Source organism: Paractinoplanes rhizophilus, assembly GCF_042664765.1.
Taxonomy (GTDB): Bacteria; Actinomycetota; Actinomycetes; order Mycobacteriales; family Micromonosporaceae; genus Actinoplanes; species Actinoplanes rhizophilus.
Genome location: NZ_JBHTBJ010000005.1, coordinates 280,747 through 299,891 on the forward strand (window position 1 = coordinate 280,747; position 19,145 = coordinate 299,891).

The window sequence follows — 19,145 nt, forward strand, 5'->3', positions numbered from 1 at the left end:
CAGTTCACAAGCACGCCCAGATCGGAGTCTAGGACGGCCATCGAAGCTCGTTCGGGTTAGGCAACCCTAACTGTTTCATGCCGGTGAAATGCCCGATCCGCTATCCGTCAAGGTCCGCTCTGCGCCATCAGATGGCTCTTGGTCCAGGTATTCCCGAAACGTACCGCCCATCGCCTTGTCGAGGGCGACGATCAGCTCATCTACCAGGTCCTGAGCCAGTTCCGGGTCCTGCGCGGCCACCATCCGGATCCGGGCGGCCAGCTCCATGCCGCGTCGCTCGCCCGCTTCGTTGTCGTCGATAGCGATGTCGATGTCCGTGTCCTCTAGTTGCCCGAAAGTCGTCATGAGGGCAGCAAAACAGGTGTTACCGCCCTAGACAGCCGAATGACCGTTTTATACCCGAGTGGCGCGATGGAGCGCGACAACACCCCCGGTGAGATCGCGCCAGCCCACCCGGGTCCACGGGCCGGCGGCCCCGATCCGGGCCGCGAGGGCCTCCTGGCCGGGCCACGCGCGGATGGATTCGGCGAGATACACGTACGCCTCGGGGTTGCTCGACACGCCGCGGGCCACGGCCGGCAGCGAGCGCATCAGATATTGCAGGTAGACGGTGCGGAACGCCGGATTCACCGGGTGGCTGAACTCACACACGACCAGTCGGCCGCCCGGACGCGTCACCCGCCCGAACTCGCGCAGCGCGCCCTCGGTGTCCACCACGTTGCGCAGGGCGAACGAGATGGTCACCGCGTCGAAGGTGGCATCCGGGAACGGCAGGCGCAGCGCGTCGCCGGCCAGCAACGGCACCTGCGGCCGCACCGAGCGCCCGGCCCGCAGCATGCCGATCGACAGGTCGGCGCCGACCGCGTAGGCGCCCGACCGGGCCATTTCCTCGGTCGAGACGCCGGTGCCGGCGCCGACGTCGAGGACCCGTTCGCCGGGGCGCAGCCCCAGCGCCGCCCGGGTGGCGCGACGCCAGCCCCGGTCCTGGCCGAAGGAGAGCACGGTGTTGGTGAGGTCGTACCGCTTGGCCACGCCGTCGAACATCTCGGCGACCTCGTGCGGCTGCTTGTCCAGATCTGCGCGCGTCACCGGGCAACTATTTCCCATCCAACCGGCCCCGCCCACCACCCACACGCGGACTAAAGCGAACCTCACAAACAGTACGGGCGGGATGGTTGCCCATCCCGCCCGTTCCTTGTGCGTTATATATACGACCGCCATCGGTCGGGTCCGCGGTCGTCAAGCTGCAGCTCGCGATCTGCCAGCCTGACTTTCCAAGGAAGTTCTCAGCCTTACGTGAGAGAACGTAACCAGCGTGACCAGAGGGGTACAGGGTTTTACCGGCCTCGTTACGAAGGAGCAATCGCCCCACGGCCGGTCAACCGACCCCCACCTGTCCGAAAGGACGACCGCGATCCCTACTTCGCGTCGACCAGCGGGAGGTTCTTCCGTCCGCCCTCGGGCATGGCGATCGACGAGAAGTGCGAGACCACCCGGTCGTCGGTCGGGTCGTCGGCCTCGGTGTAGTGCACCGCGAGGTGGCGGTAGAGGGTGTCGCGCTGCGCCGGGACCCGCTCGGCCGACCGGATCATCCAGATCAGCTCGTGCAGGTTGGACCGGTGCCGGGCGCCGGCCGAGGAGATCACGTTCTCCTCCAGCATGATCGAGCCGAGGTCGTCGACGCCGATGTGCAGCGAGAGCTGGCCGACGTCCTTGCCGGTGGTCAGCCAGGACGCCTGCAGGTGGGCGACGTTGTCGAAGAACAGCCGGGACACCGCGATGAAGCGCAGGTACTCCATCGTCGTCGCCTGGGTGCGGCCCTTGAGGTGGTTGTTCTCCGGCTGATAGGTCCACGGGATGAACGCGCGGAAGCCCCCGCGGGCATGTGAGCTCTCGATCGGGTCGTCGCGGTAGCCGTTGGCCACGGCCAGGTCCTGGCAGTCGCGGATCATGCGGATGTGCTCGATGCGCTCGGCGTTGGTCTCGCCGGTGCCCATCATCATCGTCGCGGTCGAGGAAAGGCCGTTGCGGTGCGCGATGGTCATCACCTCGATCCAGCGCTCGCCGCTCTCCTTGAGCGGGGCGATCGCCTTGCGCGGCCGCTCGGGCAGCATCTCGGCGCCGGCCCCCGCGATCGAGTCGAGCCCGGCCGCCTTGATCCGCAGGATCGCCTCCTCGATGGAGACGCCCGAGACCTTGGCCATGTGCAGGATCTCGCTGGGGCCGATCGAGTGGATGGCGAGTTGCGGGTACGCCTGCTTCACCCCGGAGAAGAGGCTCTCGTAGTACTCGACGCCGAACTCGGGGTGGTGGCCGCCCTGGAGCATCACCTGGGTGGCGCCGAGGTCGACCGCCTCGCCGCAGCGGTGCAGGATCTCCTCCATCGGGTGCGCCCAGCCCTCGGAGTGCTTGGGCGCGCGGAAGAAGGCGCAGAACTTGCACGCGGTGACGCACACGTTGGTGTAGTTGATGTTGCGATCGATCAGATAGGTGACGATCCCGTCGGGGTAGCGGCGGCGGCGCACGGTGTCGGCGGCCTCGCCCAGCGCGTGGAACGGCGCCTCGGTGTAGAGGAGCAGCGCCTCCTCCGGCGTGATGCGCCCGCCGTCGGCCGCGCGCTGCAGGATGCTGTCGATCTCCCGGTTAGCCGTCACGCTCCGAAGATTACGTCCCCGGTCCGGCGTACGACAGCGGCGCACCTCACCGTCGTAGTCTCTATGCCGTCGTTCCAGGGGGTGGATGTGCTCGTCGTGCAGGGGTGCTGGCTGCCGGGCCGGCTCGTGCTCTGGGCCGAGGGTGGCGGCGACCTGCCGGAGAAATCGGGCATGTCGCCCGAAGTGGTCACGCTCCGCCTGCCGGGCACGACCCGCGGCCCGGCGCCGTCGCCCGAGAGCGGGACCGAGCCACCCAAGCGGCTGAGCCTGCGGTCGTACCGGATCCCGGCCCGGGTGACCCCCGGGCCGGAGGCGCTGGCCACGCTGGGCGATCTCGAGACCGAGCTCGGGACGGACGAGGACTGGCTGCCGGCCGCGTCGGTGCGCTTTCTCCAGCTGCTGGCCGGCTTCGCGTGCGACCTGGCCCGGCGCGGCCGGATGCTGCCCCAGCTGGTCATGGCGGACGGCGTCCCGGCCGCCCGCTGGCGTCCCGTGCTGACCGGCGGTGACGCCGCCACCTACCGCGACTTCGCGGCCGCCATGCCGCCGGTGGTCCGGGCGGGTGACACCGGAGTCGGGCGCACGCTGCGGGACGCGCTCGACGCCATGGTCGACTCGGCCGCCCGCAGCGTGCTGCCGGAACGGCTGCTGCACGGTCACCGGGCCGGCCCCAAGGCGCCGCTGCCGGACCGCTGGATCGCCGCGCTCACCGCCGACGACCCGGCGCTGCCCGGCAGCCGCCCCGAGGAGGTGCGCGAGCTCGGCGCGGCGCTCGGCGACTGGATGCGAGCGGCCAACGAGGCCAACGGCCCGGTCCGGGTCTCCTTCCGGCTGACCGAGCCGGCGCCCGAGGAAGACGACTGGCGGCTCGCGTTCGCCCTGCAGTCGGCCGAGGACCCGAGCCTCTGGCTGCCGGCCGCCGACGTGTGGGAGGGCGCCCGCTTCCCCGGCATGCCGCCGCGGCCCGACGAGACGCTGCTGGCCGGGCTGGGCCGGGCGGTGCGGCTCTTCCGCCTGCTGCACGTGGCCCTGGGCGACCAGCGGCCGGCCGAGATGGCGCTGAGCACCGGCGAGGCGCACGACTTCCTGACGCAGGCGGCGCCGCTGCTGCAGGCGGCCGGCTTCGGGGTGCAACTGCCGGCCTGGGCCGGGCGCAAGGCGGTCGGCCTCAAGCTGACCACGCGGTCGAAGTCCTCCTCGAAGAGCCGGGCCGCGGCGGGTTCCGGCTTCGGCCTGGAGCAGCTGGTCGACTTCCGGGTCGACCTGGTGATCGGCGAGCACACCGTGACCGCCGAGGAGCTGGCCGAGCTGGCCCGGCTCAAGGTGCCGCTGGTACGCGTACGCGGTCAATGGGTTGAGCTGGACGACCGGCAGCTGAAAGCGGCCCTCAAAGCGGTGGGCCGCCGGCGCGAGGGCGAGCTGACCGCTGGCGAGGTGCTCCAGCAGGTGATCGACGGCGGCGAGGAGGACCTGCCGCTGGTCGAGGTGGACGCGGACGGGGAATTGGGCGACCTGCTGTCCGGGCAGGCGGCCGAGCGGATCGCGCCGCTGCCGACGCCGGCCGGCTTCCAGGGGACGCTGCGGCCGTACCAGGAGCGGGGGCTCTCCTGGCTGAGCTTCCTCTCGCGGCTGGGGCTGGGCGGGATCCTCGCCGACGACATGGGCCTCGGTAAGACGGCCCAGACCCTGTCGCTGCTGTTGGCGTCGCGCGCGGAAAAACCGACTCTTCTTGTTTGTCCCATGTCTCTGGTCAGCAACTGGCAGAAAGAGGCCGCCCGTTTTGCACCGTCAATTCGGGTATATGTCCATCATGGCGGGTCGCGAAGGCGCGAAGCGATCACCGATGCCGACCTGGTGATCACCACCTACGGCACGGCCGTGCGCGATTTGTCCACCTTGCAGCTCACCACCTGGGAACGCGTCGTGTGCGACGAGGCCCAGGCGATCAAGAACAGCGGTACCCGCCAGGCCCAAGCGGTGCGCGCCATCAAGGCCCGTACCCGCATCGCCCTGACCGGAACGCCGGTGGAGAACCACCTCGCCGAGCTCTGGTCCATCATGGACTTCGCCAACCCGGGCCTGCTCGGCCCGGCCAAGCGCTTCCGCCGCCGCTTCCAGGAGCCGATCGAGGTGCGCCGGGACCAGGACGCCGCGGCCGCCCTCAAGCGCGCGACCGGCCCGTTCGTGCTGCGCCGCCTCAAGACCGACAAGTCGATCATCTCGGATCTCCCGGAGAAGAACGAGATGAAGGTCTGGTGCACGCTCACCCCCGAGCAGGCGACGCTGTACCAGGCCGTGGTCGAGGACATGATGGCCACGATCGAGAGCACCGAGGGCATCGAGCGCCGCGGCAACGTGCTGGCCGCGATGACCAAGCTCAAGCAGGTCTGCAACCACCCGGCCCACCTGCTCAAGGACGGTTCCCGGCTGCCGGCCCGCTCGGGCAAGCTGGCCCGCCTCGAGGAGCTGGCCGAGGAGATCGTCGAGGACGGCGACAAGGCGCTGGTCTTCACCCAGTACTCGGAGTGGGGCTCGCTGCTCCAGCCGTACCTGGCCGCGCACCTCGACCGGCCGGTGCTGTGGCTCCACGGTGGACTGTCGAAGGCCCGGCGGGACGAGATGGTCGAGCGGTTCCAGACCGACGACGAGCCGATGCTCTTCCTTCTTTCCCTCAAGGCGGCGGGCACGGGCCTCAACCTGACGGCCGCCAACCACGTCGTCCACTTCGACCGGTGGTGGAATCCGGCGGTGGAGGACCAGGCGACCGACCGCGCGTTCCGCATCGGACAGTCGCGGGACGTGCAGGTCCGGAAGTTCATCTGCACCGGCACGCTGGAGGAGAAGATCGACGTGATGATCGAGCGGAAGAAGGCGCTCGCGTCGTCGGTGGTCGGCACCGGCGAGGACTGGATCACCGACCTGAGCACCGACCAGCTGCGCGAGCTGTTCGCGCTGGAGAACGGGGTGGTGCACTGAGATGCCGGTCGACCGGGAGGGAAGGTTCTTCGAGGGCGGCAAGCCGATCGCGGTCGAGGGCGGCATCGCGGTGCGGGCCAAGCGCGGCAAGATCGGCGAACAGTGGTGGTCGCGCCGCTTCGTCGACGTGCTGGAACGCGTCTGCGACGGCGGGCGTCTCGCCCGCGGGCGGGCATACGCCCGCAAGGGCCAGGTGATGGACTTCCAGATCACGGCCGGTTCGGTGACGGCCCGAGTGCAGGGTTCCAGACCTCGGCCGTACGCGGTGAGCATCGCCATCGCCGCGTTCGACGAGGCACAGTGGACCGATGTGACCGAGTCGCTCGGCAGCCGGGCGCTCTATCGCGCCGCGCTGCTGGCCGGCGACATGCCCCACGAGCTTCTCGACGTCTTCGCGGAGCGCGGCCTGCCGCTCTTCCCCGACGAGCTGGACATCCGGTGCAGCTGTCCGGATTGGAGCGTCCCGTGCAAACACGGCTCGGCCGTCCTTTATGTACTGGCCGAGGCGTTCGACGACGACCCGTTCCTGGTGCTGGCGTGGCGCGGCCGCGACCGGGAGACCCTGCTGACCGCGCTGCGCGGCACGCCGGAGCCGGTCGAGGCGGTCGACCCGCTCGCGGTCGAGGAGTCGCCACTCGAGGACCACCTGGCCGACTTCTACTCCCCCGGGATCAGCCTGAGCCGCCTGCGGGAGCGTCCCGCCCGCGTGACCACGCCGCCCGAACTGCTGCTGCGCGCCCTCGACCCACCGCCGGTGAAGGTGCGGCACATCCCGCTGACCGACCTGCTGCGGCCGGCGTACCGGGATCTGGCGGCGCCGCCGTCCGATCGGGACGACGGCGCCTGAACCACGGTCAGCCCTTGCGCCACTTCTGGTTGGCGGAGCCGGCGCAGTCCCACAGCTGGAGCTTCGCGCCGTCGTTCGGGTTGACGTCGACGATGTCGACGCACCTGTTGGCCTGCGGGTTGACCAGGTCACCGGCCCCGCTCAGGACGAACTGCTGGGCGCCGGTGCCGTTGCAGGTCCAGAGCTGGATCGCCGCGCCGTTGGCCGTCGAGCCGGAGGCGACGTCCATGCACTTACCGCTCGGGCTCACCAGCGCGCCGCCGGTGAACGTCCACTTCTGCGCGTTGGTGCCGTTGCAGCCCCACATCTGCAGCCGCGCGCCGTCGACGAAGTTGGAGCTCGGCACGTCGATGCACTTGTTGTTGAGCGAGCTGATCACCGAGACGGCGCCGCTGGGCGTGGTGCCGCCGCCACCACCGCCGCCGCCCGAGAACGGCGACAGGATGATCCCGGCCGAGCGCGGGTCGCCGTCGTTGACCAGCGATTCGAAGTTGGCGACGTCGTCGAAGGCGAACGCGTACGCCTTGCCGTCGGTCATGTTCGCGTGGATCGTCTTGGCGTACACGTTGGTCGGGTTGTTCTGGTAGAACTGCCCGGCGTTGGTGCTCGGCTGGGTGTCGATCGTGCCCAGCGTGCCCCGGTTGAGCGCGGCACAGAGCGTACGCGAGATCGGCCCCACCACCTGGTCGTTCGGCGCCGGCAGGTCGCCGTCGCAGCCCCACACGCTGGCCGAGGACGGCCGGTTGAACGACGCCACCTGGGCCCCGGACGAGTTCGTGAACCGCATGACGTTGCCGCTGGTCCGGCCGGTGTACCGGGTGTTGGGCTGGTCGGCGAACGGGACCACCGTCAGGTTCTTGCCGGTGTACGCGTTCCACGCCGACGAGATGTACGAGTCGAGGTACGTCGAGCTCAGCAGCCCGGCGCCGGCCGCCTTGCCGGGCGAGAGCACCCGCAGGACGGTGCCGTCCGACCGGGTGTAGACCGTGCCGGCCCACCCGGACGTGCCCCGGATCGTGTTGATCACGTTGGTGCGGCCGTTCGCGACCAGGTCGCCGGTGCGCTTGGTGGCGCCGGCGCCGTTGGTCACCGTGACCGCGTGGGGAATGGCGAACATGTCGACCTGGGAGCTGTTCAGCCAGAGCCCGTCGTCGTTGTAGGTGAACTCGCTCCAGTCGAACAGGATGTCCCGGTTGGCGTCGCCGGCCGCCCACGGCGCGGGTTGCACGAATCCGTCCGGGGTGAGGAAGAACTTGAGCTTCTCGCCGAGCGAGAAGTAGACCCGGCCGGAGAAGCCGCGCGGGAAGTTGATGGTGGTGCTGCCGCCGTTGCCGGCGCCGGGGATGGAGACGTCGGGCGCGGGCGAGGGCGGTATCTGGCCGCCGGTCCACGCGGTGAAGGCGCCGGCCCGGTTGACGTAGCCGAGCCGGCCGGAGGAGAGCTGCTTGCCGATGACGTACAGGTAGACCGCGTCGCCGCGGCCGGTGCTGTTGGTGACGGTGACCGGCAGGATGTTCGGCCCCACGGCCTGGGCCGCGGGCGGTGACAGGACGGCCGCGAGGGGGACGGTCAGGGCCAGGGCGGCCAGAGCTCGAAGGACGGAACGCACGGGAGACACCTCTTTCCGCTGGGTTCGGGGATGCGGAGAGCGCTCTCACGAGAGTCGGCTTTGTTAACAACGTGTGTCAATAGATCGGTGCAGATGTCCGGCGTCCCCGGGCAAACGTTGTACCGAACGGGCATAGGCTGGGGCGGTGAGCGAGATGAGCTACCGCCGGCTGGGCACCTCGGGCCTGGTCGTCTCCGTCGTCGGCATCGGCAGCAACAACTTCGGGCGCAAGCTCGACGCCGACGGCACCCGGGAGGTCGTCGACGCGGCCATCGACGCCGGCATCACCCTCTTCGACACCGCCGACATCTACGGCAGGCCGCACGGCGCCTCCGAGGAATGCCTCGGCGCGGCGCTCAAGGGCCGGCGCGACGAGGTCGTCCTGGCCACCAAGTTCGGCATGAACATGGAGGGTCTCAACGGCAACGACTTCGGCGCCCGCGGCAGCCGCCGCTACATCGTGCGCGCCGTCGAGGCGTCGCTGCGCCGGCTCGAGACCGACTACATCGACCTGTACCAGATGCACGAGCCCGACCCGGCCACCCCGATCGACGAGACCCTCGCCGCCCTCGACGACCTGGTCCACTCGGGCAAGGTGCGATACCTGGGCAATTCCAACTTCGCCGGCTGGCAGATCGCCGATGCCGACTGGACCGCCCGGGCCGGCAACCGCACTCCGTTCATCAGCGCGCAAAACCGCTACAGCCTGCTGCAGCGCGGCGTCGAGGACGAGGTCGTGCCGGCCTGCGAGCAGTTCGGACTCGGCCTGCTGCCGTTCTTCCCGCTCGACTCCGGCCTGCTCAGCGGCAAGTATCGCCGCGGCGAGACACCCGCCGCCGGCACCCGGCTGTCGCTCGACCGCTACCAGCGGTTCCTGGACGGCGCCGACTGGGACAAGATCGAGGCGCTCACCGCGTTCGGCGCCGAGCGCGGCCACAGCCTCCTCGATGTGGCGATCGCCGGGCTCGCGGCGCGGCCCGCCGTGACCAGCGTCATCGCCGGGGCGACCAGCGCCGAGCAGGTCCAGGCCAACGCGGCCGCGGCCGGGTGGCAGCTCGACGCCGCCGACCTGGCCGCGCTCGACCAGATACTCGCGGCCTGAGCAGGGCGGTTCCGCGCTGCGGACGGTGGCGTCGCGCTGATAGCTTGGCCTTCGTGTCGGCTGCCGACGATCCCGCGCGCTCCCCCGGGGAACGCGCCTCGTCGTACCCGGGAAGGTTTCTTGCCGTCCTCGGCCTGCACTGGCCGCTGTGGGTCGTGCTCGGCGCCGCGACAGCGATGCGCGTCTGGTTCGTCTCCGCGTACCCGTACGCGTTCTTCTTCCCCGACAGCGGCAGTTACACGTTGTCGGCGGTCAACGGTTACCCCAACCAGATTCGGCCCTGGGGCTACTCGGGCCTGATCACACCGTTCCTCCACCAGCCGTACCTGCGGATCGCGATCCTCCAGCACGTCATCGGCCTGGCCGTGATCGTCGCCGGGTACGCGTTCCTCCGCCGGCGCGGCGTGCGGCCCTGGCTGTCCGGGCTGGCCATGCTGCCGTTCGCGCTGGACGCCCGGGTCCTCACGATCGAGCACTTCGTCCTGGCCGAGACCGCCTACATCGCGTTCACGGCCGCCGGCCTGTTCCTCATCGCGTGGCGCGACAAGGTCGGCTGGATCGCGGCGGCTCTCGGCGGGCTGCTGCTGGCGGCCGCGGCGCTCACCCGCAGCGTCGGCCTGCCGATCCTCGCGCTGGCCGGGGTCTACCTGCTGATTCGCCGGATCGGCGGGCTGCGGCTGGTCGCCTTCGCGGTGCCGGTCGTGGCGCTGCTCGGCGGCTACATGGCCTGGTACCACCAGCATTGGGGCGTCTACTCGACGGGCCAGTACCAGGGCCGCTTCCTCTACGCCCGGGTCATGTCGATCGCCGACTGCGACCGGCTCAAGCTCACCGACGAGCAGCGCGCGCTCTGTCTGCCGAGCCCGCCGAGTGTGCCCGGTGCCCCCAGCGCGCTGGTTGCGCCCGGCGTGCCGAGCATGCCGGGCACTCGCGAAGACTGGAGGCAGCGGCCCGACGCGTTCCTCTGGAACTCGGCCAGTCCCGCGTACCGGCTCCACCCGGATGCCCAGGACGACCCGATCCTGCAGCAGTTCGCGATCGCGGTGATCAAGCAGCAGCCCGGCGACTATCTGGCGCTGGTCGCCGAGCAGACCGGATGGCACCTGCGGTGGCGCGCCCCGCTCAACCCCGGCGCCGAGTGCCTCGCGACTCAATGGCTGCCGCCGCCCAACCCCGGCGATCAGTGCCAGGCCCGCTACTACCTCCCGATCCAGCCCGGCCGTTCCCCGGCGCCCAACTTCCTGGTGGACAACCCCCTGGCAAAGGCCCTGCACGCGTACGGCGAATGGGCCACCACGCCGGGCCCGCTGTATGCGGCCGGCGTGGTGGTCGCGCTGTTCGCGGCCGTGTGGCGCGCCCGCCGGAGGCCGTGGCGAGACGCGGCCGACGCGCTGCTGTTCGCCTCCGCCGGCTTCGGGTTGCTGATCGTCAGCGTCGCCACCAGCCTCTTCGACTACCGCTACGCGGAGCCGGCGGTGCTGTTCATCCCGGTGGGGCTGGCGCTGTCGGCCACCCGCATCGCGGCGCTGGCGAGAACGCATCCGGCCGCCCGCGCCTCGAAGCCGGCCGCCACCGCTCACCCGGCTGCCATCACCCACCCGCGCGGCACGGCCCGCCCGACCGCTGCCGCTCACCCGGCGGCCACTGCCCACCCTGCGGGCACCGCCCACCCGGCCGCCATCGCCCACCCGGCCGCGGCTGACCACCCAGACCCCGGCTGAGACCGCCGCCTGAACCTCAGACCTCGGCGAAAACCGGTCCGCCGGCCGGAAGGGCCGGGACCTCGCCGCGGAGGGCGGCCCGCCGGGCGAACTCGCGCAGACCCGCGACCTGACGATCGCCGAGCGAGAAGTCGAGGGCGCGGAAGTAGTTGGCCAGCGTGTCCGCGTCGAACGGCTCCCAGCGCGCCGCGGCCGCGGCCGCCTCGTCCAGCTCGCCCAGGCAGAGGTCGCGCGAGCGCTGGAAGGCCTCGTGCACGTCCTTGACCGCGCCCGGGTTCGCGGCCGCGAAGTCCTTGCGCGCCGCCCAGACCGCGAACACCATCGGCAGCCCGGTCCAGTCCTTCCAGGCCTGCCCCAGGTCGGTGACCGTGAGACCCAGCCGGGGCGCCTCGTACATCGCCCGCAGTGCCGGATCCCCGATCAGCACGCCCGCGTCCGCCTCCATCAGCATCTGGGTCAGCTCGGGCGGGCAGCGGAAGTACTCCGGCTCGGCCTGATAACGCTCGGCCAGCAGCATCTGCGCCAGCAGGACGCCGGTGCGGGACGTGGAGCCGAGCGCCACCGGCCGGCCGTCGAGCTCGGTCAGCGGCCGGGTGGAGATCAGGTTGACCGAGAGCACCGGCCCGTCGCTGCCGACCGCGAGGTTGGGCAGCAGGAGCAGCTCGTCGGCGTGCCGCAGGTACTCCACCAGCGTGATCGGGCCGATGTCCAGGTGGCCGGCCACGAGGTCGTGGCTGAGCTTGTCGGGGGTGTCCTTGCGCAGGTCCACGTCGAGCAGGGCGCCGGATCGCATCAGACCCCAGTAGATCGGCAGGCAGTTCAGAAACTGGATGTGCCCAACCCGGGGCCGACCGGCGACGTCGCTCATGACCTCGACGCTATCCCGCCGATCTCGAACTTGCCGCCGGGCCTGCCTCCGGGTGGCTCACATCGCATCGACCATAGGTTTCGGCTCGCGAATTGTCCGATCTCCGACCGAGCCTCCGTCTCGCGACGGCCCGTCCCCGGTCACCGACGCCTCGGAGCTCACCACCGCCCCCTCGCTCGGCAGCGTCTCCCTGGTGCGGCCGACGATCGGCATGGCGGCCACCGATGCGAGCAAGCCCAGCCCACCCGCCGCGGCGAGCAGCCAGCGCGGCTCGAAATGCTCGACCAGCGGGCCGGCGGCGAGCAGGCCGATCAGCGACCCGCCCTGGATGGCGCCGGACACCATGGCGAACGCCCGGCCGTGCGCCGCGGCTGGAGCCCGGCCGGCGACGATCACCATGACGAAGACGTTGATGCCGCCGTTGCAGGCGCCGCCCAGGATCCAGAGCGGGATCATCCAGAGGGCGTTGCCGACCACGAGACAGCCGATCAGCGGCGCGCACGAGCCGGCCGTGATCAGCAGCGCCGCCGGGGCGGTGATCCGGTGGCGCGGCACCCGGCCGAAGACCACGCTGCCGATCAGCATGCCGACCGGCCACGCCGCGGCGACCAGGCCGAACACCGTGGTGGAGGCGGCGAGCGTGTCGCGGATGAAGAAGACGTCGACGACGTTGACCGCGCTCACCCCGGCGACGACCGCGGCCAGCGCGCCGACCAGGACGGTCAGCGTGCGGTCGTCCCAGATCCGATATCTCACCGTCGCCGTGACCGCGGTGGCCGCCACCGGGCTCCGCCGAGTGCGGATCGCGAGGCCGGCCACGACCAGCGCCAGGTAGCTGGCGGCGTCGAGCAGCAGCGGGAGCCGCGGCCCGGTCTGGCCGACCAGGAAGCCGGCCAGCGCCGGGGCGATGAGCATGCCGATCACGCCGGCCGTCTGGTTGAGGCCGCTCGCCCGGGCCAGGCTCTCGGAGCGGACCATCCGCGGGATCAGCGCCGCGACCGTCGGCTGCGTGACCGCGAGACCGCAGGCGAGCAGCGCGACCATCCCGATGATCGCCACCGGGTGGTGGACGAACGCGAGGCCCAGGCAGACCAGCCCCTGCAGGAGGCCGACGGTGACCAGGACGACGCGGCTGTCGGCCCGGTCGGCGATCCGGCCGCCGAGCGGGGCGAGCAGGGCGATCGGCAGGCTGGCCGCGACCAGCAGGCCGGAGACGGCGAGGCCGCCGTGGCCGGCCTGCTGGAGAACCAGAGCCAGCGTAGTGGCGGCGAGGAACTCGCCGCAGACCGAGACGGCCCGAGTGATCGAGAGCAGATAGACATCCGCCCACCGCTCATCGCCAGATGCGAAGGACATACTTCGAAAGTATTCCTTCACATCTGGTTGCGCAAGACCCCGCCGGCGATCAGTCCTCCGGGTAGGCCGCGTAGCTGACCGACACACGGCGCGCCCCCGCCGGCGCGCTCTCCTGCCTCTCCCGCATCCGGTACGGCTCGACCAGCTCACGCACCTTGGCGTTGATCTCCTTGAGCTCGTCCGCGGTGATCAGCAGTCGCTGCCCCATGATTGTCCCGGCGTCCCGCCAGTCCGGCCCCTCGTCGGGCTGCCGCTGGATCCACGCCCGCAGGCGCTCCTGATCGCGATGCAGGTACAGGTCGATCAGGGTCTGCGTAGCGGCCCGCGTCGCCGGCTCGTCGAGGTCGGCGTCGATCCGCAGTCCCGAGCTGGTGCTCTGCCAGACGCGCTCGCGCCCGTCCCCCCGGCTCGGCGCCTGCTCGACCAGGCCGTACTTGGCGAGCTCCCGCAGGTGATAGCTGGTCGCGCTGGGCGACAACCCCACCAGGGCCGCCGCCTCGGTCGCGGTCACCGCCGCCCCGGTGTCATTGAGATGCTCGACAATCTCGATCCGCGCCGGGTGAGCCAGAGCCCGCATGACGCGCGGATCCCCGATCCGCATCCCACCGCTTTCCGCCCGCTCGTCAGCCATGCCACCCATTGTTCAACCGCGACCGCCGGCGTTCCGCGCGGGCTACGCGACCTTGAGCTGCTCGTCCCCGAAATCCGCGATGAGCTTGAGCGTCCCCCCAAGCGCGGCGATGTAGCGAGCGCGGCGGAAAATCGGTGGACGACGAGCGTGGCGAGCGTAGTGTGGATGGCCGCTTGACGGCCGTGGTGAGCATGCACCGCAGCGGGCGTCCTCCGCGCCGAGGGCCGCTGAGCCGGACTCGGATACGCGAGCAGCCCACAAGCCTGTTGTGAGGATGGACCGTGTCTTCCTTCGATCTGGACACCGAGCTCTCCGCCGAACGCCGGCACCTCAGCGAGTCGCGGGCCGCGCTGGCCCGGATGCGCGGACGCGCCGAGGCTCTCTACTCGGCCGGCTCCGAGGTGGCCGGCGACCCGTACGGGGCCGAGGCGCTCGGCCGCACGCTGTCGCGCCGGGTGGCCGAGCTGGCCGACGACCCGACCACGCCGCTGTTCTTCGGGCGGCTCGACATCGACGAGTCGAACTACTACGTCGGCCGGCGGCACGTCACCGACGACGCCGGGGAGCCGATGGTGCTCGACTGGCGAGCGCCGCTGTCGCGCTCCTTCTATCGGGCCAGCGTGCGCGATCCGCAGGGGGTGGCCACCCGCCGCCGGTTCGGGTTCGTCAAGGGCGAGCTGACCAGCTTCGAGGACGAGCACCTCGACCGCGGCGAGGAGCTGGGCACCAGCAGCCGGATCCTGACCGCCGAGATCGAGCGGCCCCGCGTCGGGCCGATGCGCGACATCGTGGCGACCATCCAGCCCGAGCAGGACGAGCTGGTACGCGCCGAGCTGGGCGACTCGATCTGCGTGCAGGGCGCGCCCGGCACCGGTAAGACCGCGGTCGGGCTGCACCGGGCGGCCTACCTGCTGTATCTGCACCGGGAACGGCTGCGCCGGTCGGGCGTGCTGATCGTCGGGCCGAACACGGCGTTCCTGTCGTACATCTCGGCGGTGCTGCCGGCCCTCGGCGAGGTCGAGGTGCAGCAGGCCACGGTGGACGGTTTGATCGGCCGGCAGCCGGTGCGCGCCGTCGACAGCGAGGCGGCGACGCTGGTCAAGCACGACGTGCGGATGGCCGAGGTGCTGCGCAAGGTGCTCTGGTCACGACTGGCCAAACCCGCCGAGCCGATCATGGTGTCGGACGGCAGCTACCGGTGGCGGATCGACCCGGAGCCGCTGCGCCGGATCGTCGACGAGGCGCGTCGCGAGGGCCTGCCGTACTCGGTGGGGCGGGAGCGGGTGCGGGCCCGGGTGGTCGGGTTGCTGCAGCGGCAGTCCGAGTACCGCACCGGAAACTCGCCGAGCGAGTCCTGGTTGCGCAAAATGTCCAAAGTGGCCCCGGTCGCGACCTTCCTCGACGCGGCCTGGCCGGCCGTCACCCCCGAGGCGCTGGTGGTAGAGATCCTGGTCAATCCGGAACGAGCGGGCGAGCTGCTCAGCCCGGCGGAGCAGGAAGCGATCCGCTGGGCCAAGCCGCCCAAGACCGCGAAGAGCGCCAAGTTCAGCGCCGCCGATCTCCTCCTGATCGACGAGGCGGCCGGCCTCCTGGAACGGGAGAGCAGCTTCGGCCACGTGGTGGTGGACGAGGCGCAGGACCTCTCCCCCATGCAGGCGCGCGCGATCGCGCGCCGCAGCGAGCACTGCTCGATCACCCTGCTGGGCGATCTGGCCCAGGGCACCGCCCCCTGGGCCGCCGCCGACTGGCGCGACACCCTGGGTCACCTGGGCAAACCCGAGGCGAGCGTGGTGCCGCTGACGATCGGCTTCCGCGTGCCCGCGGCCGTGGTGGCCCTGGCCAACCGGCTGCTGCCGGCGCTCGCCGTGGACGTACCGGAAGCGGTCTCCCTCCGCCGCGACGGCGACCTGTCGATCATCCCGGTCGAAGAGCGGCAGCTCGACGCGGAAACCCTGGTGGAGGTGACCGCGGCGCTGGACCACGAGGGCTCGGTGGCGGTGATCGCCGCCGACACCGCGGTGGACCGGCTTCGCGCCCACCTCGCGGCCGCGGGCATCGAGAACGCGACCCCGGACGATGTCGAGTCCGAGGCGCGAGTCACGGTGGTGCCGGCCACGGTGGCGAAGGGCCTCGAGTACGACCACGTGATCGTGCACGAGCCGGCGGACATCGTGGCCGCCGAGCCGCGCGGGCTCAACCGCCTCTACGTGGTGCTGACCCGGGCCGTCTCGCGCCTGTCGGTCGTACACGCAAAACCGCTGCCGGAAGCTCTCACCGAAGCAGCGGCTTGACCCATCGGGACCATTCGGCCTGCCGGCGATAGCCGGCGGCCGACCACGCGCCGTGCGCACCCGTGTTGTTGTCGAGCACCATCGCGTCGGCCCGGGTGCCGCCGAGTGCCCGGAACCGCTCCTCCGCGGCCTCGATCAGCCGGCGCCCGATCCCCTGCCGGCGGCGCGACGGCGCGACCGCGAGCCGGTAGAGGTGGCAGCGCCAACCGTCCCAGCCTGCGATCACCGACCCGACGATCTCGTTGCCGTCGACGGCGAGCAGCAACGCTCCGGGGTCGCGCAGGTGCAGCGCGGCGAGGGCGGCGTGCGTGTCGGCTGGGCGGTTCTCGTTCTCGGCGGCCTCTGCCCACAGCTCCAGAACGGCACCAAGGTCATCGACGGTCGCGGGCCTGATCATCACGCTCCCGAGCCTAGCCAACTTTATGGCACAAACCTCTTTGACTTTGTGCGGTAAAGTTCTCTGCATGGAAGACGACGAGACACCTCCGGCCGACCCCCTCGCCCTGATCCAGCGCGAGCAGGCCAACCTCGCGCGCGACCTCACCCCCGACCCCCGGCTCATGTATTGGCCGTGGGGCTTCGCCTGGCTGATCGGCTTCGGCCTGCTGTTCCTGCGCTTCGGCCCGGACGGCAAGGTCTTCGTCGACCTGCCCGAGTGGCTGCCGCTGACCGTGCTGCTGCTCCTGCTCATCGCGGCCGGCATCACCACCGGCGTGGCCGGGGCGCGCGCCTCCCGGCAGACCGCCGGACCGACGTCGCGCCAGGGCCGAATGTACGGTTTCGCCTGGTCGATCGCCTACACCGGCTTCTCGATCCTCTTCGCGCAGTACAGCGGCGTCCTGCCCGACGACAAGCTGAGCCTGCTCTGGGCGGGCGGCATGGTCGGGCTCACCGGCGCGCTGCACATGGCCGGCGGCGCGGTCTGGAACGATCGCCAGCTCTTCTTCCTCGGCGCCTGGACCAGCGTGATCAACATCATCGGCATCCTCGCCGGCCCCGGCTGGCACTCGCTGATCGTCGCGGTCGCCGGCGGTGGCGGCATGCTGCTCGCCGGCCTGCTCTGGCGGTCGCGGCGATGAGCGAGAGCATCGACCTCGATCCCGTCATCCACGCCCAGGCCCGGCTGCGGGTGGTCTCCGCCCTGTCGATCCTGCGCGAGGACGACAAGCTCGGCTTTCCCCGGCTGCAGGACTCGCTGCGGATGACCGCCGGCAACCTCTCGGTCCACCTGCGCAAGCTCGAGGACGCGGGATACGTCGAGGTCACCAAGACCCACCAGGGCCGCACGCCGGCCACGTTCGTGCGGCTCACCCGCCGCGGGCGGCGCGCCTTCGAGGAGTACCAGGAGGCGTTGCAAGCCCTGCTCAACCCCCACCCCACCGCCCCGCCCGCCGGGCCCGGACCGACCGAGGGCCCGCCGACTCCGCTGGAGGAACAGCCATGATGCTCGCCCGCGCCGTCGAGGTGACCCGCCGCTACGGCGACACCCTGGCGCTCGACCGTGTGTCCCTCGATATCGCGCCCGGCGAGCTCGTCGGCCTGCTCGGGCCCAACGGCGCCGGCAAGAGCACGCTGCTGAGCCTGCTCACCGGGGTGCGGTCGCCCAGCGCGGGCCGCGTCGAGCTGCTCGGCGGGGATCCGCGCCGGCCGGCAAGCCGGCGGCGCCTGGGGGTCACGCCACAGGAGACCGGTCTGCCCGCCTCGCTTCGCGTCGGCGAGGTCGTCGATTTCGTACGCGCGCACTACCCCGACCCGATGTCCCGCGACGAGGTCCTCGCCCGCTTCGGGCTGGCCGATCTGGTACGCCGTCAGACCGGCGGCCTGTCCGGCGGCGAGAAGCGGCGGGTCGCGGTGGCCCTCGCCTTCGCGGGCCGGCCCGAGATCGTGTTCCTCGACGAGCCGACCACCGGGCTCGACGTCGAGGCGCGCCGGTCGCTCTGGGACGGCATCCGCGAGTTCCACACGGGCGGCGGCACGGTCGTGCTGACCAGCCACTACCTGGAGGAGATCGAGGCGCTGGCGCAGCGGGTGGTGGTGATCGGCAACGGCCGGGTCCGGGCCGACGACACGGTCTCGGCGGTGCGCGGGCTCGTGTCGGTCCGCCGGGTGAGCCTGACGTCAGCCGTGCCCATGCCGGCCCTGCCCGGTCTGAGCGCGACCGACCGCGAGGGTGACCGCTGGCACCTGCTCACGCCCGACTCGGATCGCCTGGTCCGCGACATCGTCGCGGCCGGCGTGCCATTCACCGACCTCGAAGTGCGGCCCACGTCGCTGGAAGAGGCGTTCCTGACCTTGACCGACCGGACCTCGACCGACACCCCGGAGGAATCATGTCTGCTCTCGTCCTGACGCACGCCCGCGCTCAGCTGATCGAGACCGCCCGCACGCCGATCGCGGTGATCGGCAGCGCGTTCTGGCCGGCCGCTTCGATGCTCGCCTTTGTGGTGCCGTTCGTCGGTTCCGACCCGGTTTACGCGACCTACGCGACCGCGTCGATGGTCACGTTCGCGGTGATGAGCACCAATCTTTTCCAGTACGGGGTGGGCGTCGCCGAAGACCGGGTGCAACCCTGGGAGCCTTATGTCCGGACGCTTCCCACCGGCGCATTGCCCCGCTTTGCCGGGCGATTGCTCTCGGGCTTCGCCTTGATGGTGTTCTCCCTTCTGCCGGTCGTTCTGATCGCTTGGCTGTGCACCGCGGCCACCGTTACGCCGTTGTCCTTTTTGGTCGCTTTGATCGCGACTTTTGTCATTTCCGTTCCCTTTATCTTCATGGGATTGGCAATCGGGTACTCGGTACCGCCGAAGGCCGCGGTCGTGGTCGCGCAGGTGCTGTTCTTCCCGCTGGCCTTCGGTGGTGGGCTGATGACCGCGCCGGGCAGCGCACCCGGCTTCGTCGAGGATCTCGCGCCCTATCTGCCGACCGGCGCGTCGGTCCGGCTGATGTGGGCGGCGGTCGGCGACTATCCCCTGCAGATCGGCTCGATATTGTCCTTGCTCGCGTGGATTGTCGTGCTCGGCGGGGTGGCCCTGTGGGCCTATCGACGGGACGAGGGTCGTCGATTCAGCTAGGAAATCGACACTTAATCCC

The 19,145-nt window shown here is 70.9% G+C and carries 17 protein-coding genes; 9 read left to right on the plus strand and 8 right to left on the minus strand.

The genetic code is table 11. The features are described 5' to 3' along the window. Positions 1-75: 75 nt before the first annotated feature. The 3 genes from ACFQS1_RS10420 to mqnC form a co-directional block, all read right to left on the minus strand. On the minus strand, positions 76-345 hold the full coding sequence (locus ACFQS1_RS10420) for a hypothetical protein (protein WP_378966242.1): 270 nt from the start codon (positions 343-345) through the stop codon (positions 76-78). 48 nt (positions 346-393) lie between these two features. Beyond that, positions 394-1,089 (minus strand): demethylmenaquinone methyltransferase, encoded by a 696-nt coding sequence (locus ACFQS1_RS10425; RefSeq protein ID WP_378966244.1) that lies wholly within the window; start codon positions 1,087-1,089, stop codon positions 394-396. 329 nt (positions 1,090-1,418) lie between these two features. Continuing rightward, positions 1,419-2,654: a cyclic dehypoxanthinyl futalosine synthase gene (gene mqnC, locus ACFQS1_RS10430; RefSeq protein ID WP_378966246.1), complete on the minus strand. Its 1,236-nt coding sequence runs from the start codon at positions 2,652-2,654 to the stop codon at positions 1,419-1,421. A gap of 63 nt (positions 2,655-2,717) precedes the next feature. Here mqnC and ACFQS1_RS10435 point away from each other — a divergent pair, with 63 nt between their 5' ends. Beyond that, positions 2,718-5,630: a DEAD/DEAH box helicase gene (locus tag ACFQS1_RS10435; RefSeq protein WP_378966249.1), complete on the plus strand. Its 2,913-nt coding sequence runs from the start codon at positions 2,718-2,720 to the stop codon at positions 5,628-5,630. A 1-nt stretch (position 5,631) separates the two neighbouring features. Then, positions 5,632-6,477 carry an SWIM zinc finger family protein gene (locus ACFQS1_RS10440; RefSeq protein ID WP_378966251.1) on the plus strand — a complete coding sequence of 282 codons (846 nt, stop codon included), beginning with the start codon at positions 5,632-5,634 and terminating at the stop codon, positions 6,475-6,477. A 7-nt stretch (positions 6,478-6,484) separates the two neighbouring features. Here the strand turns inward: ACFQS1_RS10440 and ACFQS1_RS10445 are convergent, their stop codons facing one another. Then, on the minus strand, positions 6,485-8,086 hold the full coding sequence (locus ACFQS1_RS10445; protein ID WP_378966253.1) for a beta-1,3-glucanase family protein: 1,602 nt from the start codon (positions 8,084-8,086) through the stop codon (positions 6,485-6,487). A gap of 154 nt (positions 8,087-8,240) precedes the next feature. Between ACFQS1_RS10445 and ACFQS1_RS10450 the strand changes: the two genes are divergently transcribed. Together ACFQS1_RS10450 and ACFQS1_RS10455 are read left to right on the plus strand one after the other, a co-directional pair. Beyond that, positions 8,241-9,188, plus strand: coding sequence for an aldo/keto reductase (locus ACFQS1_RS10450; protein WP_378966386.1), 948 nt, complete (start codon positions 8,241-8,243; stop codon positions 9,186-9,188). A 53-nt stretch (positions 9,189-9,241) separates the two neighbouring features. Next, positions 9,242-10,909 carry a phospholipid carrier-dependent glycosyltransferase gene (locus ACFQS1_RS10455; RefSeq protein WP_378966255.1) on the plus strand — a complete coding sequence of 556 codons (1,668 nt, stop codon included), beginning with the start codon at positions 9,242-9,244 and terminating at the stop codon, positions 10,907-10,909. Positions 10,910-10,925: 16 nt separating this feature from the next. Here the strand turns inward: ACFQS1_RS10455 and ACFQS1_RS10460 are convergent, their stop codons facing one another. Genes ACFQS1_RS10460 through ACFQS1_RS10470 form a run of 3 tightly spaced genes read right to left on the minus strand, consistent with a single transcriptional unit; the run spans position 10,926 to position 13,764 of the window. Next, entirely contained in the window at positions 10,926-11,777 is an 852-nt protein-coding gene (locus tag ACFQS1_RS10460; protein ID WP_378966258.1) for a menaquinone biosynthetic enzyme MqnA/MqnD family protein, read from the minus strand. 57 nt (positions 11,778-11,834) lie between these two features. Further along, the gene (locus ACFQS1_RS10465) at positions 11,835-13,133 is read right to left on the minus strand and encodes an MFS transporter (protein WP_378966260.1); all 1,299 of its coding nucleotides are present in this window, start codon (positions 13,131-13,133) and stop codon (positions 11,835-11,837) included. Between the two features lie 49 nt (positions 13,134-13,182). After that, positions 13,183-13,764, minus strand: coding sequence for an ArsR/SmtB family transcription factor (locus ACFQS1_RS10470; RefSeq protein ID WP_378966263.1), 582 nt, complete (start codon positions 13,762-13,764; stop codon positions 13,183-13,185). Positions 13,765-14,045: 281 nt separating this feature from the next. Between ACFQS1_RS10470 and ACFQS1_RS10475 the strand changes: the two genes are divergently transcribed. Next, positions 14,046-16,055 carry a HelD family protein gene (locus tag ACFQS1_RS10475; RefSeq protein WP_378966265.1) on the plus strand — a complete coding sequence of 670 codons (2,010 nt, stop codon included), beginning with the start codon at positions 14,046-14,048 and terminating at the stop codon, positions 16,053-16,055. Here the strand turns inward: ACFQS1_RS10475 and ACFQS1_RS10480 are convergent. After that, positions 16,036-16,521: a GNAT family N-acetyltransferase gene (locus tag ACFQS1_RS10480; protein ID WP_378966267.1), complete on the minus strand. Its 486-nt coding sequence runs from the start codon at positions 16,519-16,521 to the stop codon at positions 16,036-16,038. The two genes, ACFQS1_RS10475 and ACFQS1_RS10480, sit on opposite strands and share 20 nt — an antisense overlap. On the opposite strand from ACFQS1_RS10480, the gene ACFQS1_RS10485 reads away from it, so the two are divergent. Genes ACFQS1_RS10485 through ACFQS1_RS10500 form a run of 4 tightly spaced genes read left to right on the plus strand, consistent with a single transcriptional unit; the run spans position 16,520 to position 19,126 of the window. Continuing rightward, on the plus strand, positions 16,520-17,134 hold the full coding sequence (locus ACFQS1_RS10485; protein ID WP_378966270.1) for a transporter: 615 nt from the start codon (positions 16,520-16,522) through the stop codon (positions 17,132-17,134). The two genes, ACFQS1_RS10480 and ACFQS1_RS10485, sit on opposite strands and share 2 nt — an antisense overlap. Further along, complete coding sequence (locus ACFQS1_RS10490; RefSeq protein ID WP_378966272.1) at positions 17,131-17,499, plus strand: winged helix-turn-helix domain-containing protein; 369 nt, start codon at positions 17,131-17,133, stop codon at positions 17,497-17,499. Before ACFQS1_RS10485 ends, ACFQS1_RS10490 begins: the two co-directional genes overlap by 4 nt. Continuing rightward, positions 17,496-18,404: an ABC transporter ATP-binding protein gene (locus tag ACFQS1_RS10495; RefSeq protein ID WP_378966274.1), complete on the plus strand. Its 909-nt coding sequence runs from the start codon at positions 17,496-17,498 to the stop codon at positions 18,402-18,404. The genes ACFQS1_RS10490 and ACFQS1_RS10495 overlap by 4 nt, the downstream gene beginning before the upstream one ends. Then, positions 18,386-19,126 carry an ABC transporter permease gene (locus tag ACFQS1_RS10500; RefSeq protein WP_378966277.1) on the plus strand — a complete coding sequence of 247 codons (741 nt, stop codon included), beginning with the start codon at positions 18,386-18,388 and terminating at the stop codon, positions 19,124-19,126. The genes ACFQS1_RS10495 and ACFQS1_RS10500 overlap by 19 nt, the downstream gene beginning before the upstream one ends. Positions 19,127-19,145 lie beyond the last annotated feature (19 nt).

Bases quoted from the DNA above. Each gene is read 5' to 3' on its own strand.
- ACFQS1_RS10420 (WP_378966242.1), bottom strand. From the start codon at position 345: ATGACGACTTTCGGGCAACTAGAGGACACGGACATCGACATCGCTATC.
- ACFQS1_RS10435 (WP_378966249.1), top strand. From the start codon at position 2,718: ATGCCGTCGTTCCAGGGGGTGGATGTGCTCGTCGTGCAGGGGTGCTGG.
- ACFQS1_RS10440 (WP_378966251.1), top strand. From the start codon at position 5,632: ATGCCGGTCGACCGGGAGGGAAGGTTCTTCGAGGGCGGCAAGCCGATC.
- ACFQS1_RS10450 (WP_378966386.1), top strand. From the start codon at position 8,241: ATGAGCTACCGCCGGCTGGGCACCTCGGGCCTGGTCGTCTCCGTCGTC.
- ACFQS1_RS10460 (WP_378966258.1), bottom strand. From the start codon at position 11,777: ATGAGCGACGTCGCCGGTCGGCCCCGGGTTGGGCACATCCAGTTTCTG.
- ACFQS1_RS10465 (WP_378966260.1), bottom strand. From the start codon at position 13,133: ATGTCCTTCGCATCTGGCGATGAGCGGTGGGCGGATGTCTATCTGCTC.
- ACFQS1_RS10470 (WP_378966263.1), bottom strand. From the start codon at position 13,764: ATGGCTGACGAGCGGGCGGAAAGCGGTGGGATGCGGATCGGGGATCCG.
- ACFQS1_RS10485 (WP_378966270.1), top strand. From the start codon at position 16,520: ATGGAAGACGACGAGACACCTCCGGCCGACCCCCTCGCCCTGATCCAG.
- ACFQS1_RS10480 (WP_378966267.1), bottom strand. From the start codon at position 16,521: ATGCAGAGAACTTTACCGCACAAAGTCAAAGAGGTTTGTGCCATAAAG.
- ACFQS1_RS10490 (WP_378966272.1), top strand. From the start codon at position 17,131: ATGAGCGAGAGCATCGACCTCGATCCCGTCATCCACGCCCAGGCCCGG.
- ACFQS1_RS10495 (WP_378966274.1), top strand. From the start codon at position 17,496: ATGATGCTCGCCCGCGCCGTCGAGGTGACCCGCCGCTACGGCGACACC.
- ACFQS1_RS10500 (WP_378966277.1), top strand. From the start codon at position 18,386: ATGTCTGCTCTCGTCCTGACGCACGCCCGCGCTCAGCTGATCGAGACC.